Source organism: Williamsia sterculiae (genome assembly GCF_900156495.1).
GTDB classification, from domain to species: domain Bacteria; phylum Actinomycetota; class Actinomycetes; order Mycobacteriales; family Mycobacteriaceae; genus Williamsia_B; species Williamsia_B sterculiae.
Window position 1 is genome coordinate 529,642 of sequence record NZ_FTNT01000001.1, and the last position, 16,287, is coordinate 545,928.

At 67.1% G+C, this 16,287-nt stretch carries 13 protein-coding genes; 10 read left to right on the top strand and 3 right to left on the bottom strand.

The window, feature by feature from the left end; genetic code table 11:
- Positions 1 to 15: 15 nt before the first annotated feature.
- Positions 16 to 1,359, top strand: coding sequence for an acyltransferase family protein (locus tag BW971_RS02330; RefSeq protein ID WP_159441820.1), 1,344 nt, complete (start codon positions 16 to 18; stop codon positions 1,357 to 1,359).
- A gap of 16 nt (positions 1,360 to 1,375) precedes the next feature.
- On the top strand, positions 1,376 to 2,608 hold the full coding sequence (locus BW971_RS02335) for a lipase family protein (RefSeq protein WP_083709176.1): 1,233 nt from the start codon (positions 1,376 to 1,378) through the stop codon (positions 2,606 to 2,608).
- A gap of 43 nt (positions 2,609 to 2,651) precedes the next feature.
- On the opposite strand, the gene BW971_RS02340 is transcribed toward BW971_RS02335, so the two are convergent.
- Entirely contained in the window at positions 2,652 to 3,851 is a 1,200-nt protein-coding gene (locus tag BW971_RS02340; RefSeq protein WP_076476080.1) for a GNAT family N-acetyltransferase, read from the bottom strand.
- Entirely contained in the window at positions 3,848 to 5,362 is a 1,515-nt protein-coding gene (locus BW971_RS02345) for an APC family permease (protein ID WP_076476082.1), read from the bottom strand. The genes BW971_RS02340 and BW971_RS02345 overlap by 4 nt, the downstream gene beginning before the upstream one ends.
- Before the next feature lie 234 nt (positions 5,363 to 5,596).
- On the opposite strand from BW971_RS02345, the gene BW971_RS02350 reads away from it, so the two are divergent.
- The 8 genes from BW971_RS02350 (at position 5,597) to BW971_RS02385 (ending at position 15,697) form a co-directional block, all read left to right on the top strand.
- Positions 5,597 to 7,201, top strand: a complete 1,605-nt coding sequence (locus tag BW971_RS02350; protein WP_076476083.1) for an ABC transporter substrate-binding protein — start codon at positions 5,597 to 5,599, stop codon at positions 7,199 to 7,201.
- Positions 7,202 to 7,203: 2 nt separating this feature from the next.
- The gene (locus tag BW971_RS02355) at positions 7,204 to 8,190 is read left to right on the top strand and encodes an ABC transporter permease (RefSeq protein ID WP_076476085.1); all 987 of its coding nucleotides are present in this window, start codon (positions 7,204 to 7,206) and stop codon (positions 8,188 to 8,190) included.
- Positions 8,187 to 9,050, top strand: a complete 864-nt coding sequence (locus tag BW971_RS02360; RefSeq protein WP_076476086.1) for an ABC transporter permease — start codon at positions 8,187 to 8,189, stop codon at positions 9,048 to 9,050. The genes BW971_RS02355 and BW971_RS02360 overlap by 4 nt, the downstream gene beginning before the upstream one ends.
- Complete coding sequence (locus tag BW971_RS02365; protein WP_076476088.1) at positions 9,034 to 10,791, top strand: ATP-binding cassette domain-containing protein; 1,758 nt, start codon at positions 9,034 to 9,036, stop codon at positions 10,789 to 10,791. Before BW971_RS02360 ends, BW971_RS02365 begins: the two co-directional genes overlap by 17 nt.
- Positions 10,792 to 10,813: 22 nt before the next feature.
- A complete protein-coding gene (locus BW971_RS02370; protein ID WP_076476090.1) occupies positions 10,814 to 12,058 on the top strand; it encodes an acyl-CoA dehydrogenase family protein in 1,245 nt (414 codons plus the stop codon).
- 1 nt (position 12,059) lies between these two features.
- Positions 12,060 to 12,974, top strand: a complete 915-nt coding sequence (locus BW971_RS02375; protein ID WP_076476092.1) for an LLM class oxidoreductase — start codon at positions 12,060 to 12,062, stop codon at positions 12,972 to 12,974.
- 22 nt (positions 12,975 to 12,996) lie between these two features.
- Complete coding sequence (locus BW971_RS02380) at positions 12,997 to 14,286, top strand: LLM class flavin-dependent oxidoreductase (protein WP_083709177.1); 1,290 nt, start codon at positions 12,997 to 12,999, stop codon at positions 14,284 to 14,286.
- Positions 14,287 to 14,443: 157 nt separating this feature from the next.
- Entirely contained in the window at positions 14,444 to 15,697 is a 1,254-nt protein-coding gene (locus BW971_RS02385; RefSeq protein WP_076476094.1) for an SLC13 family permease, read from the top strand.
- A gap of 32 nt (positions 15,698 to 15,729) precedes the next feature.
- Here BW971_RS02385 and BW971_RS02390 read toward each other — a convergent pair whose 3' ends face one another.
- Positions 15,730 to 16,287 carry an isochorismatase family protein gene (locus BW971_RS02390; RefSeq protein WP_076476096.1) on the bottom strand — a complete coding sequence of 186 codons (558 nt, stop codon included), beginning with the start codon at positions 16,285 to 16,287 and terminating at the stop codon, positions 15,730 to 15,732.

The following is a 16,287-nucleotide window of genomic DNA, read 5'->3' on the forward strand; positions in this document are numbered from 1 at the left end:
CGACAAGGATGCGCGATGAGTTCGACACCTCGCACGCCACACCACGACACCGCCACGGGAACTCCCGTCGCCGATGAATTGATCGCGCCGCCTCTGGTGAATCCACCGGTGGCAGAGCCGGTCGTCGCGGACACGCCGTCGGATGTTCCACGACCACGGCGCACCCGCCTCCTCGGTCTCGACGGACCCCGCGGGGTGGCGTGTATGGGGGTGCTGGTGGTGCATGTCGCAGGCCATTACAGTCCATCGACTCTCGAGAAGTACCACGTCGACCTCGTCGGTCAGGGTGTCACCTTCTTCTTCGTGTTGTCCGGCTTTCTGCTGTTCCTGCCCTTCGCGCGAGCGTTGGTGTCCGACAAGGCGATGCCGGCCACCAGGGCGTACGCACTGCACCGCGTGTTCCGGATCTTCCCCGCCTATCTGCTGATCTTCCTCATCGTCAACTTCGCCATGCGCGCCGCGTACCTGCGCAACGCAGCCGAGGTCACCGTCCCCGGTCAGGACCGAGGGATGGGGATGATCACCGACCCCCTGGAGCTGCTGCTGAACCTGACGCTGACGCAGTCATTTGTCCCCCGTTATCTGCAGACAGGCATCAACCCGTCGTGGTCCCTGACCACCGAACTCTGCTTCTACGTCAGTCTGCCGATCGTCGGGGTACTCCTCCACCGCATCCATCACCGCTTTCGCACCTCACCCGCGCTGCTGATGATCGCCGCAGGCGTGGTCTACATCGTGGTGGGCACCCTCGGCAAAGGCGTTGCCGGACTGTTGGAATCCACTGCGGGCACCGACTCGCCCGCGCTGCTCACCTGGGGCCCCAACTGGGCGGCGGTGACCAACCGCAGTTTCCTCGGTCTCGCCGACACCTTCGGTTTCGGTATCATCGCGGCGGGCATCTTCGTACTCGTCGAACGCGTTCCGCGTCCGGGGTGGATGGTCCGCAGAATGCGGCATGTGATCGCCGTCGCCGCGATCGTCGTGCTCCCCGTCGGATTACTGACCATCGCACTGCATCTGAAGATCCAGTCATCCTTGGTCGCGTTGGCGTCGGCCATGCTGATCCTCTTCATCATCGCCCCGCTGGGCCGTGGAGAGGAATCACGGTTCGCGCGCTGGGCCGATTGGACCCCGCTACGCTTCCTGGGCGAGGTGTCGCTGAGTATCTACCTGTGGCACTTCCCCGTGCTCATCGTGCTCGGTCGCCTCGGGTGGGTGCGGGGGGACACGGTGTCGGGGATGCTGATCAACAGTGTGCTGGTGGGAGCGGTGAGCGTGGTTCTGGCCGCAGCCACCTACCGCTTCGTCGAGCTGCCCGCGGTGAACTACGCGCGCCGGTTCAAGTCGGGCAGGCGATGACGCGTAGAGCTATTCGATGAACCGGCTCTCCCTGCCGCCGTTGTCCGGGCGACAGAAGTTTGCGATCACCGTGTCGGTGTTGCTCATCGTCACGGTGATGTTGATCGAGATCACCGTGGTCGTGAAATGGTGGTCGGTGGTCGCGCCCGGTGACCCGGAGCCCATTCCGGTGGCCGCCGGTTCCGGGCCGGGTTCGGTGGTGGCAGCGCAGACCATGCCACAGCTGCCATGGCAGGTGCGGCTCACCCGGGTACACGCAGCCAAGGTCACCTACCGCTCCACCAATGGGACAACAGGTGACGATACGACGGTGTCAGGTACTGTCTTTCGGCCGGACGGCGCACCGCCGGCGGGAGGGTGGCCGGTGATCGCCTTCGGCCACGGCACCACCGGCATCAACGAGCCGTGTGCCCCGTCGGAGTCGGACGATCTGAAGGGGTTGGCCACCGTGGCTGCCAATCTCACCCGCGGCGGTTACGCGGTCAGCATCGCCGATTACCAGGGTCTGGGAGCGCCGGGGGTTCACCCGTATCTCGATTCGAAGACGGCGGGCCTCAACATGATCGACTCGGTACGCGCTCTGCGTGCGGTGTATCCGGGTGTGTCGTCACGCTGGGCGGCTTTCGGCGGTTCGCAGGGTGGGGGTGCGTCCTGGGCCGCCGACGAGCAGTCCGACGTCTATGCGAAGGAACTGACGATGGTGGGCAGCGTCGCGCTGTCGCCCGCTGCCGACGTGGCCGGGCTGGTACGCAAGGCGCAGGACGGGCAGCTCACCGACGACCAGAAACCGGTACTGCAGTGGGTCGTCGAATCCCTCGCGCGCAGCAACCCCACCATCAACCGAGCCGACTTTCGTAGCGGCAGCGCAATCGCGCACTGGGACGTGTTGTCCCAGTGCAACGGGCCACAGCTGGATGCGCGCACCAAGGCCGCGGCCGAACTCGGTCCGCACGACATAGCACCGACCTCCGACAAAGCGGCGCGGCAGCTGACCGATGCGCTGCAGGCGTATGCCCTGCCGCAGCGGCGGCCATCGGCGCCGATGCTGGTGATCTATGGCGGTCGGGACACCTATATCGACCCGGTGTGGACGCAGCGGGCGGTGGCCAGAGCCTGCTCGGAGGGGGCGGTGATCGACTCCGAGATGCAGCCCGACAAGGGCCATGCGAATGTGAACGCCGATCGTGCTTTCGGTTGGTTGGCCGACCGCTTCGCGGACAGACCGGCTCCAGACCGCTGTCAGCGCTGAACGGTCGTCAGCCGCTGCCCAGGTGGAACTCCTCCTCCCGGCCTCAGAACACCGTGCCGGCGAAGGGTGCGGATGCGGTACCGAAGAGGTTGTCCAGTCGGACGATGGTGGCCGGCCGCGCCGCCACCACGCGGCCCACCGAGGCCAGCGACTGCCAGCTGGTTCCTCCGAGGTAGGCAGCGGCCAGAGTGGCGACGTCCACCGAGGCCTCCGCCGGAGCGTCGGTCCGCAACACCTGTTTGCTGCCGATCTCGAACGTCGCGTCGTTCGACTCGAGCAGGTCGTCGTGCACGCGCAGGGTGACCGGGTCGTCGGCACCGCGCTGCCGGGCGCGCAATGCCGCCTCCACGTCGATGAGTCGTAGCCAGGTCTCGTCGCGCGGCGGCCCTGACTCCACGGATCGACGGTCCACCACGGCAAGTGGCAGGGGGTCGTCCAGAGCCAGCGCCTCGAACTCTACGACGTCGACGAGGTCCAACGACAGCAGATGGCGCCACAGGCCGGCGCGCGCGGCATCGGTGGACGCCACGAAATCGGAGACGCGCACACTGCGTTCGCGACTGGTGAACCAACCGGCGGTGTCCTGCGGTTGATAGATCGCGTACCCGTCGTCCACCGCGTCGGTGCTGTGTACCACCACATACGTCGGTGTGCCGTCGAGGCTGCGGATCCGTTCCCGGAAGGCCCACCACCCCGTCGGTCGCTCGATCGAGCCGACCCGGTCGACGCGGTCGTAGATACCACGCAACAGGTCGGTCGTCACCGCACCGTCGACCAACCGTACCGTCCCACCCGACGGAAGACCGGCGCGCAGCACCGACCGCCCGGTGTGGACGCGGGCGGATTGGCTGGATGTGGCCACGCCGTATCCGAACCGCTCGTAGATCCCCGCCTCGGAGGCCCGCAACGAGGCCACCACCTCGCCCCGTTCGGCGACGTCACGTAACTGCCGAGACATCAACCCGGTGACGATCCCTCGACGCCGGTGGGTTGGCAGCACACCCACATGGGTGACCGCCGCATGCGGCAGCCGCGCCCCGCCGGGCACAACCAGTGAGCTGGTGTAGGAGTCAGCCCCACCCACCACCGCCCCGTCGTCGAGGGCGCCGAGGTAGCGCCCCCACTCCGTCACCTCGCCCGCGTCGATGTCGCGTAAGGGAAGACCCACCATCGCGCGGAGGAACACCGAGAACGCAGCATCGACCTCGGTTCTGTCGGTCAACGGTCGGATGGTGAGAGTCATGGGCGATCCCCCGGCTCGGCCGTCGGCGCCACGCCGCGAGCAGCGGCAGCGATGCCGAGGTCGGCCAGCCGTCGTTGCTCATCGTCGGACAGGGTCTGGATGGAACCCACCCGCGCGGCGATCTCCGGCCGTGTCAGTTTGAGATGGAGGAAACGCAGCACCCCGATCGCCAGCAGGGCCAGGAACACGTACGGAAGGTACCGGTAGGCACCCTGGGGGATAGGTACGATGTTCCGATAGATCACGAAAATGATTGCTGCGGAGGCGATCGCAGAGAGAGCCGCGGACCAGACGGACAGCGCCTTGATCCGGTACAGCCACAGAGGGGTCGCGATGGCGACCAACAGGTAGGCGAGTAGGTATGCGTAGTTGGAGACGATGGCGACATAGACGTCCCACTGGAACCGACCGACCGAGTTCACCGTCCCGATCAGGCCGATGACGAAACCGATGGCGCCGATCAGCAGGATGGCGACGTGCGGGGTGCGGAACCGTGGATGCACTCGCGCCAGTGGCGAGGGCAGTGCCCGTTCGCCGGCCAGCGTGAAGAGGCTGCGGGCACCCGAATTGACCACAGCGGAGGAGAACACGATCATCGCCGTACCCAGGGACAGGTCGACGACGTAGATGATCCAGTGCACGCCGGTGTTGGTGGCGACGGTGGGCAGCGGCGCTGCATCCGGATCGAGCTTGTGTTCCCCGGAGAACCCCAACACCTCTGGGTAGGTTGCGAACAGGTACAAGGCGGCCAGCCCGAGGACGAGCCTGCGGATGGCCCGGGGCACGTTGCGATGAGGTTCGCGTGCCTCGTGGCCCAACGACGCCGCACTCTCGAAGCCGGCGTACGAACCCACCGCGGTCACGGTGGCGATCAGGACGGTGTTGGTGCCCAGATGGTGCAGGCTGAACTGAGCCGTGTCGATGTGCGCGCCGTACTGGATGTACGACGCGACCAGGATCACCGAGATCGCCAGCAGGGAGACCACTTCGAAGGCAAGGCCGAACTTCACCGACACGTTCACCCCGCGTATCGGGACGTAGAGGGCGGCAATCGTCGCGAGGATCAGCAACACCACCTTCACCGCGAGATGATCGGTGGGCAAACCGATCTCCTGCAGGAACGAGTTGAAGTACAGCACCGCGCCGAGTACGCCACCGGCCGCGAAACCGAGGTACCCGATGACCAGTGACCAACCGGTGGCGAAGGCGGCGATCGGTCCCAGACCGTTGCCGGCGTAGGTGCCCAGCGAACCGGACGAGACGGTCCGTCGGGCCTGGAACGTGATGACGGTGGCGACCGCGAAGACGATCAGTCCGCCGAGCACGGCCGCCCAGAAGGAGCCCTTGCCGGTGACCAGGAACAGCGAGCCCGGTACCCCGGCGATCGCGACGGACGGTGCCGCCGCGGCCAGACCCTGCGCGAACACGCCGAGACCGGAGACCTCGTCGTGCGGAAGAGTGTCGGTCGCCGCCTGGGGGGCGCGGTCGGCGACCGATTCATCTGTGGTCATGGCGAATTGGTCCTCCGGACGGTGGTGTGACGATGATGAGAACGCCGACGCTAGTACCGCGATGAGCAGTCGAGAAGGAATAGACGCACCCTGCCGAAATGTACGGTTTGCGGACCCAATCCGCGTCGCTGTCAGATTCACCGCGATTTCAACCACCACGATCGGGTGTTCTGCACACGCATTCCTCGTAGGGTCGCAAACTACGGACGCCAGCTCTTGGAGGAACCACCGACCATGCCCTCGACCACTCGGCTCGCCGCGTCGTGGGCCGGGGCGGCTGCAGCGGTCGTGCTGGTCGCCGCGTGTGGCACCGCATCGGGCGACCGTGTACCGCCTGCGGGCGCCACCCCACGAGACGGTGGCGCCCTGATCGTCGGGCAGTACCAGGAGGTCACGCAATTCGACCCGAATCGTCAATACTCCTGGGAGACCTGGCGTATCGATCGCAACATATACGAGTCGCTGGTCGACGAGGACCTGTCCTCACCAACCGGGGTACCGAAGATCGTGCCCAAACTGGCCACCTCGTGGACGGTGAGCCCGGACGCCACGTCATACACGTTCCAACTCCGTCGCGGGGTGCGGTTCACCGACGGCACGCCGTTCGATGCGGCGGCCGTGCAGTTCAACGTGCGGCGGTTCACCGATCCGACCTTCGCGTACTACGACAAGACCGCGGCCACGACGATGTCCATGGTCTACGGCGACCTGGCGTCGTTCACCGTGCTCGACGACCACACCGTCCGCTACACCTTTGCCCATCCCTTCCTGGATTTCCTGCGGCAGATCCCCAACAGTGGCAACGCCCCGTCGGCGTTCTTCAGCCCCACCGCGTTGCGGAAGTACGGGCAGGACGGCTTGTCCGACCACCCGACCGGAACCGGTCCCTTCGTCTTCCGGGAGCGAGTCCGTGGCGACCACACCACGTTGGTGCGCAACAAGAACTACTGGGGTCCGCGCCCCCATCTCGACAAAGTGGTGTTCAAACCCGTCACCGACGACCAGGCCCGGGTGGCCGCGCTGCAGACCGGGGAGGTCGACGTGATCAGCCGCGTCCCGTCGGATTCGGCCGCCGCGCTGCAGAAGACGGGGTACTCGCTGCCCGAGAACCGCAACGCCCCGCAACTCGTGTACTACAACTACAACTTCACCAACCAGTACATGCAGGACAAGCGGGTGCGGCAGGCGATCATCCAGGCCGTCGACCGGAAGCAGTTGGCGGACAAGATCTACAAGAAGGCAGCCGAACCCGTCACCGCGATACTCAACCGTGGCAACGAGGCATACGACCCCACCGCTGTCGATCAGCCGTACGACCCGGCCAATGCGAGGAAACTGATCACCGAGGCCGGTTATCGGCCCGGACAGGTGAAATTCAACATCCTCACCGACACCGCGGGGCAGCCGACCGCCGAATTCATCCAACAGGCTCTCAAGGGCGTCGGAGTGGACGCCTCGGTGCAGTCCTTCGAGTGGATCACCTACGGCACGCGGCAGTCGAACCTCACCCCGGACGACGGTATCTACTTGGGCGAGTGGGGATATGTCGCGAGCAACTGGTTGAAGATCGCCAACACCAAGGCGATACCGAAGACCGCGCAGCAGTACGCCGACCCCGACGGCGGTTCGGCGAGGGCGATCTCCGCCGCGGCCACCAACGGCGACGCGGCGCGGTCCACCGCACTGTGGCAGGTCGCGCAGCGACGATGGGCTCAGGATGCGTCGATCTTCCCACTGTTGTCTTTCACCCGCTATTACGCGGTGTCCAGGCACGTCGGAGGCTTCGTCTGGGCGCAACAGAACCACTACGACCTGTCCCGTGTCTGGGTGGGGGGCTGAGAGTGTATCGACAGATTTTCTGGCGCATCGCCGTGCTGATCCCCGTGCTCTTCGTGATCAGCGTGCTGGTGTTCGTCATATCGAAGGCCGGGCCTGCCGACCCGGTGAAGAGTGTGTTGAGTGCCAAGCTGACACCGGAGCAGATCGAGGAGATCCGCGGCGCCTACGGTCTGAACCTGCCTGCCTGGCAGCAGTATCTGAACTGGTTGACCGCATTTTTCACCAACGGTGGTGGTACCTCCTTCACCACCCGGGGGCGGGTGTCCGACATGGTGTTCCCGGCCTTCGGCAACACGCTTCTGCTGGTCGCGGCGGCCACGGTGGTGACCTTGGTGGTCGGCGTGACCATCGGTTTCGTCTCCGGTGTCCGGCACGGCCGCCTGGTCGACCGGGTCGCGATGCTGCTGGTGCAGGTGGGCAGCAATCTGCCCACATATTGGGTGGGTGTGATCGTCATCTGGCTCACCGCGGTGAAGCTGGGATGGTTGCCCGCGGGAGGCAAGCAGGACCTGCGCGGTGAGGGCGGGGCACCGGACCTGCTGCGCCACATCGTCGCCCCAGCGGTCGCTGCCGCACTGGTGTCCACGCTGATCATCGCGCGGTTCGTGCGCGCCGCGGTCATCGAGAACCTGGAGTCCGATCACATCCGGACCTTCCGTTCACAGGGCTTCGGACCTGCTGCGGTCCTGGGCAAACACGTCGGGCGCAATGTGCTGCCGCCGATCGTCAACATCACCGGCCTGACCATCGGTTCGGTGCTCACAGGGGTGGTCTTCGTGGAGGCGATCTTCTCCTGGCCGGGGATCGGCACGGTGTTGCTCAACGCGATCGCGGGCTCCGATTACCCGGTCATCCAGTCGGGGATCCTGTTGGTGGCCATCACCTTCGTACTGGTCAACCTGATCGCCGATGTCGTCCTCGATCTGCTGAACCCGCGACTGCGTCATACACAGGCGCGGATCACATTGCCACGACGGAGTCCGGCATGATCGCGGCGACGGTTGTCGCGACCGTTCCTCGACTCCACCGTTCCGGGTTCGCCCGGTTCGTGCGCAACCGCGAGGCGGTACTGGGCGCGGTGGTGCTCGCGATGGTGGTGATCGTGTCGGTCATTGCACCCGTGCTGGCACCGGAGGATCCGAACGCCACCGATCCCGACGACGTCCTCGCCCCGATCGGCGCCCCCGGTCACCTGCTCGGGAGCGATGATCAGGGCCGGGATGTGCTGAGCCGGCTGCTCTACGGCGGCCGTGAGGCCCTGGTCGTCGCTGTCGTCGCCGTCGCGGTGGCTCTGCTGCTCGGGACGGTTCTGGGGCTGCTCGGGGCCTTCGCCGGGCGTCGCACCTCGGCCGTGCTGATGCGCATCGTGGACGTGCTGTTCGCGTTCCCGGTCATCCTGGTCGCGCTCTCGTTGGCCGCGGTGGTGCAGCCCGGTGCCTGGGTGCTCATGGGCACCGTGATCTTCGCGGCCACACCGTACGTCACCCGCATCGTGTTCGCCGAGGCGAAGGTGGAGAAGGAAAAGGACTACGTGGAGGCGGCACGGGCGTTGGGCGCCTCGGGCCCGACGATCCTGCGCAGCGAGGTGGTACCGAACCTCATCACCTCCGTCGTCATCTACGGCACCAGCCTGGTGGGTGTGAACATCGTGTTCACCGCCAGCCTCAGCGCGCTCGGACTGGGAGTGCAGCCACCCGAACCGGATTGGGGTCGCATGATCGCCGAGGGCGCACGCGTGCTGGTCACCGGTAACCCCGGTGTCGCGACGTTCCCGGCGTTGGCGATCCTGCTGGTCGCATTGGCGTTCAACTGGCTCGGCGACGGACTCCGCGATGTCCTCAACCCGTGATGGGAGCGGTCTGATGGGTGAACTGCTGACCGTACGCGGCCTCGGCGTCGACTTCCGGCTGCCCGGTGTGAGGGTGCACGCGGTGCGCGATCTCGACCTCGACATCGGCCGGGGGGAGGTGGTCGCCCTTGTCGGTGAGTCCGGGTCGGGCAAGAGTGCGACGGCATCGGCGATCGCCGGTCTACTGCCGCACAACGCCGAGGTGACCGGCGGCAGCGTACGACTGGGCGGCACCGAGCTGATCGGACTGAGTCAACGACAGCTCAACGCGCACCGTGGTCCCGGGATGGGAATGATCTTCCAGAACCCGGTCACCTCACTGGATCCGTCGTTCACCGTCGGTGAGCAACTCGGCGATGTCGCACACCTGCATCAGGGAGCCAACCGGCGCGACTCCCACGACCTGGCCGCCGACTGGCTCCAGCGGGCGGGGATCACCGACACCAGGCGCGTGCTGCGCTCGTTCCCGCACGAACTGAGCGGGGGTATGCGACAGCGGGTGATGATCGCGTTGGCGGGTATCGCGCACCCTGCGCTGCTCATCGCCGACGAGCCGACGACCGCACTCGACGCCACCGTGCAGAAACGCATCCTCGACCTACTGCTCCGCCTCTCCGACGAGACCTCCACGGCGATCCTGCTCATCACCCACGACTTCGGCGTGGTGTCGTACGCGAGTGCCCGGGTGGCGGTGATGAATCAGGGTCGAGTGGTCGAGGTGGGTTCCACCGCCGATGTCCTCGCCGATCCGCAGCACGAATACACCAGGAACCTCATAGCATCCGTACCGTCGGTGGGGTTGCGACACCGCAGCGAGCCGGGGTCACCGCGACGCCTGCTCACCGGGTCCGAGGAGCCGCGGTCCGTAGCTGCGCAATCCGGTGCCGACGACCGGGTATCGGACGAGCCGACGGCGTTGCTGGAACTGCGCGGGGTGACCAAGCAATTCGTCGTGGGTGGGGTGGGGACCGGCCGCAAGTCGTCGACCGTGCCCGCAGTAGGCGACGTCACCCTCGACGTGCGGCGCGGAGAGGTCCTCGGCCTGATCGGCGAATCCGGTTCGGGCAAGTCGACATTGGCCCGGGTGGCGGGTGGGCTGATCCCACGGGACGGTGGCACCGTGTTGTTCGACGGTGCTGATGTCGAGGCACGGGAGAGCCGACGTCAGCTCCGCAGGCGCTTCCAGTACGTGTTCCAGGACGCGACGACCGCACTGAATCCGCGCATCACCGTCGGCGACCAGATCGCCAGACCGCTGTTGCGACTCGGTAGGGCGGGCAACCGCCGTGCGGCGGCCGCGCTGGCCGGGGAGGCCCTGGAACAAGTGGGTCTGAACATCGACCTCGCCCAGCGGTACCCCCGTGAGCTCTCCGGCGGACAACGGCAGCGGGTGGGAATCGCCAGAGCCATCGGCCTGCGACCCGACTTGCTGATCCTCGACGAACCGACCTCCGCACTGGATGCGACCACCCAGGCATCCATCCTGAACCTGCTGCTCGACCTGCGTGATCAGCTCGGCCTGACCTACGTGTTCATCGGCCACAATCTGGCCGTCGTCGAATTCGTCTGCGATCGCATCGGCGTGATGCAGGACGGCGAGCTGCTCGAGACGTTCGCCGCCGACGACCTGTTCGCCGACGATCGGCATCCGGCCACCCGTGCCCTCCTCGATTCCGTACTACCCATCGGTGGTCACGCCACCAGCTCCACCCCCGCTCTCGCCAGCGCCCTGACCCGATGAACCGCACACGAAGGGTTGACCGATGACCGCGACCGCCACCGCACAGACATACCTGCGCACACCCACCGCGACCGACGACGCGTTGTCGGCCCGGTTCCGGTCGGTGTTCGACGAGATCTCCGCCGGCAACGTGGAACGTGAACGGCAGCGGACCTTCCCGCACGAACAGGTGGAGTGGTTGAAGGGGGCAGGTCTGGGCCGCGTGCGGATCCCGGTGGAGTTCGGCGGGTTCGGGGCGTCGCTGCAGCAGACGTTCGCGCTGCTCGCCGATCTCGCCGAGGCGGACGCGAACGTCGCACACATCTGGCGTAACCATCTCGCATTCGTCGAAGACCGACTGAACGCCACCGCAGGCCCGGCGAACGACCGGTGGATCAGCCGCTTCCTCGACGGGGAATTCGTCGGTGGCGGCTGGACCGAGGCGAACAACGGCACCTTCGCCAGTCTGAAATCGACGGTCCGCCGGGACGGGGACGGCTGGGTGGTCAACGGCGCCAAGTTCTACGCGACCGGCAGTCTGTACGCCGACTGGCTCGACGTGCTGGGCAAGGACGACGACGGCACCCCATTGACGGCACTCGTCCGCCGCGCCGACCCCGGCGTCGAACTCGTCGACGACTGGACCGGGTTCGGCCAGCGCACCACCGCGAGCGGCACCGCGAACTACCGCGACGTTCCGGCAGCCGACGGCGACGTCTTCCCGGCCACCGATCGGTTCGTCTACCAGGGTCACTTCTATCAGACGGCGATGCTGTCGGTGTTGACCGGCGTGACCCGAGCGGTCCTGCGGGACGGCACTGCCGCGATCAGGGCCCGTGGGCGCAATTACCCGGCGGCCCTGGATCCCACCCCGGCGCTCGACCCACAACTGCTGCAGATCGTCGGTCAGCTCTCGGCCTACGCGTTCTCCGCCGGTGCGGCGTTGGATCGGTCCAGCCGTACCCTCGATCGGGTTGCCGAGGCGCACGCCGCGGGTGACCGCGACCTACCCGGCGAGCGGGTGCTGACCGCCGAGGTCGCCACCGCGCAGGCGCAGCTGGTGATCATCGACGCCGCGTTGCGGGCCACCACCGAGGTGTTCGACGCCCTCGGTGCGTCGGGCGTCTCCGACAACCTGCTGCTGGACCGACATTGGCGCAACGCCCGAACGTTGTCTTCACACAATCCGCGGGTCTACAAGGCCAGGATCCTCGGCGACTGGATCGTCAACGACAAGGACCCGGTGCCGAACCTCGCCGCCCTCGGCCGCGGTGGGCAGGGCGACTGAGATGAGCGGTCACGCCGAACCGTATCTCGCGCTGGGGCTCAACGGCGCACAGTTGGTGGAGTTGACCTCCGATGACGCGCTGTTGCGTCGATGGGATGCCCTGCCTTTGGGTTTTACGGTCCTCGGTCTGGACCGGATCGACCCCTTCGTCGAGCCGGCCGAGCAGACCCTGGACGCCAGCGCGGTCGGTGCGATCCTGGGCCCGCGTACCAGCGGCGCGCGGTTCCTCATCGCCGCGGCCGCGCACCGTGACCACCCGTACAACCTGGCCCGTCGGGTCACGTCGTTGGGTCACCTGTCCGGCGGACGCAGCGGTCTCGTGATCGGCCAGAGCGACAGGTACGCCCCGAGCACCGATCGTGTCCGCGGCACCTGGCGCGGAACCACCGGTGACGGCGTCGCGCTGACCGCCGACACCGCGTTGGCCGCCGCGCATGCCGTGCGTGCCCTGGAGCAGAGTTGGCCGTTCGATTCCATCGTCGCCGACCGCGAGACCGGGATCCTGATACAGGCCGACCGGATCGCGCACGTTGACCTCGACGACGTCTTCTCGATCGCCGGCCCGCTGAACGCGCCGACACCAGCGGCCGGGGTGTCGGTGATCGGGTGGTACGGCGACGACGCACCGGTGGACCCCGGCATCGATCTCAGCATCGGGTCCGGCGGGTACGTCCGGGAGGTCGCGTTGGGTGCCGATCTGCCCTCCGGTGACTGTTGTGGCATCTTGTTACGCCCCGGTCCCACCGACCCACTGCGGGTGGTCTTCGACGAGGCCGAGCGACTGCTGTCGGTCGGTTTGCGTCCCATCGGGCTCGGCACCGCGATCCGTGCGGCCGTGGACCTACCCATGGCGCCAGGACGCCCCGCTGCCGTACGGGCGGCGTTCCCGGTGCCGCAACCACATCCGGCGCTGTGACCCGGCAGCAGAGGAGACACCGATGACCGATCGCCGTGACGGGCACGTCATCCTCGGGATCAACGCCCTGGTGCTGGGCTACCTGCCCTCGGCCTGGCAGTCACCACTGTTGTCCGACGACGCCTTCGTCGACCCCGACTATTGGGTGCGCCTGGGCCGCACCGCCGAGCGCGGCACGCTCGACGCGGTCTTCCTGGCCGACGGACCGCTGCTGGGCGACCCGAGCTACGACGCGAACCCGATCCGCCTGGAACCGACCGTCAACTGGGGACACGTCGCCGCCGCGACCGAGAACGTCGGCCTGGTGGCCACCGCATCCACCACCTTCAACGACCCCTTCGAGCTGGCTGAGCGGCTGCTGTCCTGGGACCACCTGTCCGGTGGTCGGGCGGCGTGGAATGTCGTCACCACCCGGGGGGCGGCCGCCGCGCGCAACTTCGGGCTGCCCGACGTCCCCCTCCGCGACGACCGCTACGAACGGGCGGCCGACTTCGTCGACGTAGCCCTGGCGCTGTGGGAGTCCGCGGCGACAGGGGAGACGGTGCGCCACCGTGGCGGCTTCTTCGAACTCGAGGGCCGGCTTCGGGTGCCGCCGTCGGCGCAGGGGCATCCCGTCGTCTTCCAGGCCGGTGGGTCACCACGGGGTCGGGCGCTGGCCGGCCGCGTCGCCGAGGGGGTGTTCGCCGCCGAGTTGACCCGCGACAAGGCGGTCGAACACTACCGGCTGGTCAAACAGCTTGCGGTGCAGAACGGCCGGTCGCCCGACGCGGTGAAGATCCTGCCTGGCCTGCTGCTCAGCCTGGGTAGCACCGAGGAGGAGGCCCGCAGGCGCAGCGATGAATTGCACGACGCGAGCCCGGCGTCGTATTCGGTGCAGTGGTTGTCCCAGGCCATCGGCTTCGACGCGTCGAAACTCGAACTGGACGAACCGTTCCCGGAGGAGGTGCTGGCCGCGCCCGCGGATCCGCAGACCTTCGTGGGCAGCCTCGGTTTCCGCGAGTCCATCGTGGCGCAGATCCGCCGGACGCGCCCCACTGTCCGGGAGTACCTGAAACAGACCCGGTACACCGGTTCGGGTCACGCCGGTTTCGTCGGGACGCCGGAGCAACTCGCCGACCGCATCGAGGACTGGTTCCACGCGGGTGCGGTGGACGGGTTCAATCTGCAACCGGACATCTTGGTCGACGGGCTCGAGGTGATCGCCGACGAACTGGTCCCCATCCTGCGCAGGCGTGGGTTGTACCGCCACGAATACGAGACGTTCACGTTGCGGGGGCATCTGCAGGCGGCGTCGCCGACTCCCACATTCTGAGCAGGCGGCCGACTCCCTAAGGGACTATCACGGCAGAACCGGCGCGGCGTCGGATCGTCGGCGAGGAATCGTGCCGCCCGACGAGTCGACGGGGTTAAGTTCGAGGCGGTCGTCGGCATCCGCGCGGTGGCCTGAGCCTGGTCGGGAGGGGACGTCGGTGTCCGTCGCGCAGTCGTTGTCACTGGTTCTGTTGGTCGTGGTCCTGGTCCTCGCGATCTGGCGTCGGATGAACATCGGTGTGCTCGCGCTCGCTGCCGCGCTGCCCGTGTTGGCACTGTCCGGTCTGGACGCCAAGGAGATGTACAAGGCGTTTCCTGGCGATCTGTTCGTGCTCATCGCCGGGGTGTCGCTGCTCTTCGCCCATCTCGAGCGCAGTGGCGCCCTGGGGTTCCTCGTCGACAGGGTCTACCGCGCGATCGGTGACCGGCATGCACTCCTGCCCTGGGCCGGATTCCTGATCGCCGGTGCGCTCTCGACCGCCGGGGCCTTCTCCACGGCTCCCATCGCCTTCCTCGTACCGATCGTCGCGCACATGTGTGTGCGCTCGCGCAGTACCTTTCTGCTCTGCGAGCTGGCCGTCATCATCGCCGCCAACTGTGCCGGGCTGTCCCCGCTGAACCCCACCGGTGCCGTTGTCCGATCGGCGGCGTCCAAGCTGAACGTCAGCTACCCCCAGTGGGGTCTGTGGGCGGTGTCCGTGGCGGTCGCCTTCGTGGTGGTGGCTCTGCTGCAGGTGGTCACCGCGATCGCCCGACGCCGAGGCACACCGTTCGAGGCCACCCCTGCTCCCGCCGACACCGAGCAGGACGAGGCCGCCCGCAACCCGTGGTACATGGCCTCGTGCGGGATCGCCCTGCTCGCCTTCCTGCTATTGGTGGTGCTGGCGAAGTACGACGTGGGGGTGACCGCGATGTGCCTCGCGGTGCTGCTGCAGATCGCCTTCCGGCCCTCCGAACGTGCCCTGCTGCAGAGAATTCCGTGGCAGTCGATCCTGCTGTTGTGCGGGTTGCTCACCTATCTGGGGCTGATGCAGAAGATCGGGACCATCGACTCGATCGCGCACATCCTCCGGCATCTCGGTAGCGGCGCCCTGCTGATCCTCGTCTTGGCGTATCTCACGGCCTTGCTGTGCAACATCGAGAGCTCGACCCTCGGCGTGCTGGGGCTGATCACCCCGATCGCCTTTGGCACCTTCGGTCACCAGGGCATCGCGTTCTGGGTGGCCGCCGCGGTGTGCGTGCCCGCCGCGCTGATGGTGATGAACCCGATCCACGTGGCCGGCACCCTGATCATCGCCAACAGCACGATCGACTATCAGGACATCCTGTTCCGCAGGCTGCTGGCGATCGCGGTGTTCCTGGCCATCGTCGTACCGGGGATGCTTGCGATCGTGCCGATAGCCTTGGAGTAGCCCGGAGCGGGACGTCGCTCGTGTACCCCCACCTACCGTGGGAGCGCGTTGATGATCTCGGCGACGGTGCCGGTCTCCGCCATCCGCGGGAAGATGGCGGTCAGGCTGTTCTCGTGTGCGCTCGCGTTGGTGTCGGTGACGGCATCGGTGGCGATGGTGACGTGAAAACCGTGGCCGTGCGCGGAACGTGCGGTGGACTCGACGCCTGCGCTGGTGGAGATGCCGACCACCACCACCTGGGTGACGCCGAGGTCGTGGAGGGTGTTGAGCAGGTCGGTCCCCTCGAAGGCGCCCCATCGGTATTTTGTGAGGGTGTGATCACCGGGCTGCTGGTTCACCTCGGGAAGAAGATCGGCGAAGTCGGCACCGAACGTGCGGGTGGTGCCGCCGCCCTGATCGGTGCGACCGGGAGCCACGCCGGAAACCGACACCAACACCACCGGCAGGTCGCGCTCGCGGAAGGCGGCTGCGAGTTCGCCACCCCGAGCTGCGACCTCGTGTGACGGGTGGATGGTCGGTGCACCGGCGATACCCTGCTGCAGATCGATGACGATGAGCGCGGCGGTGGGGTCGATGGTCGTGATGGTCAC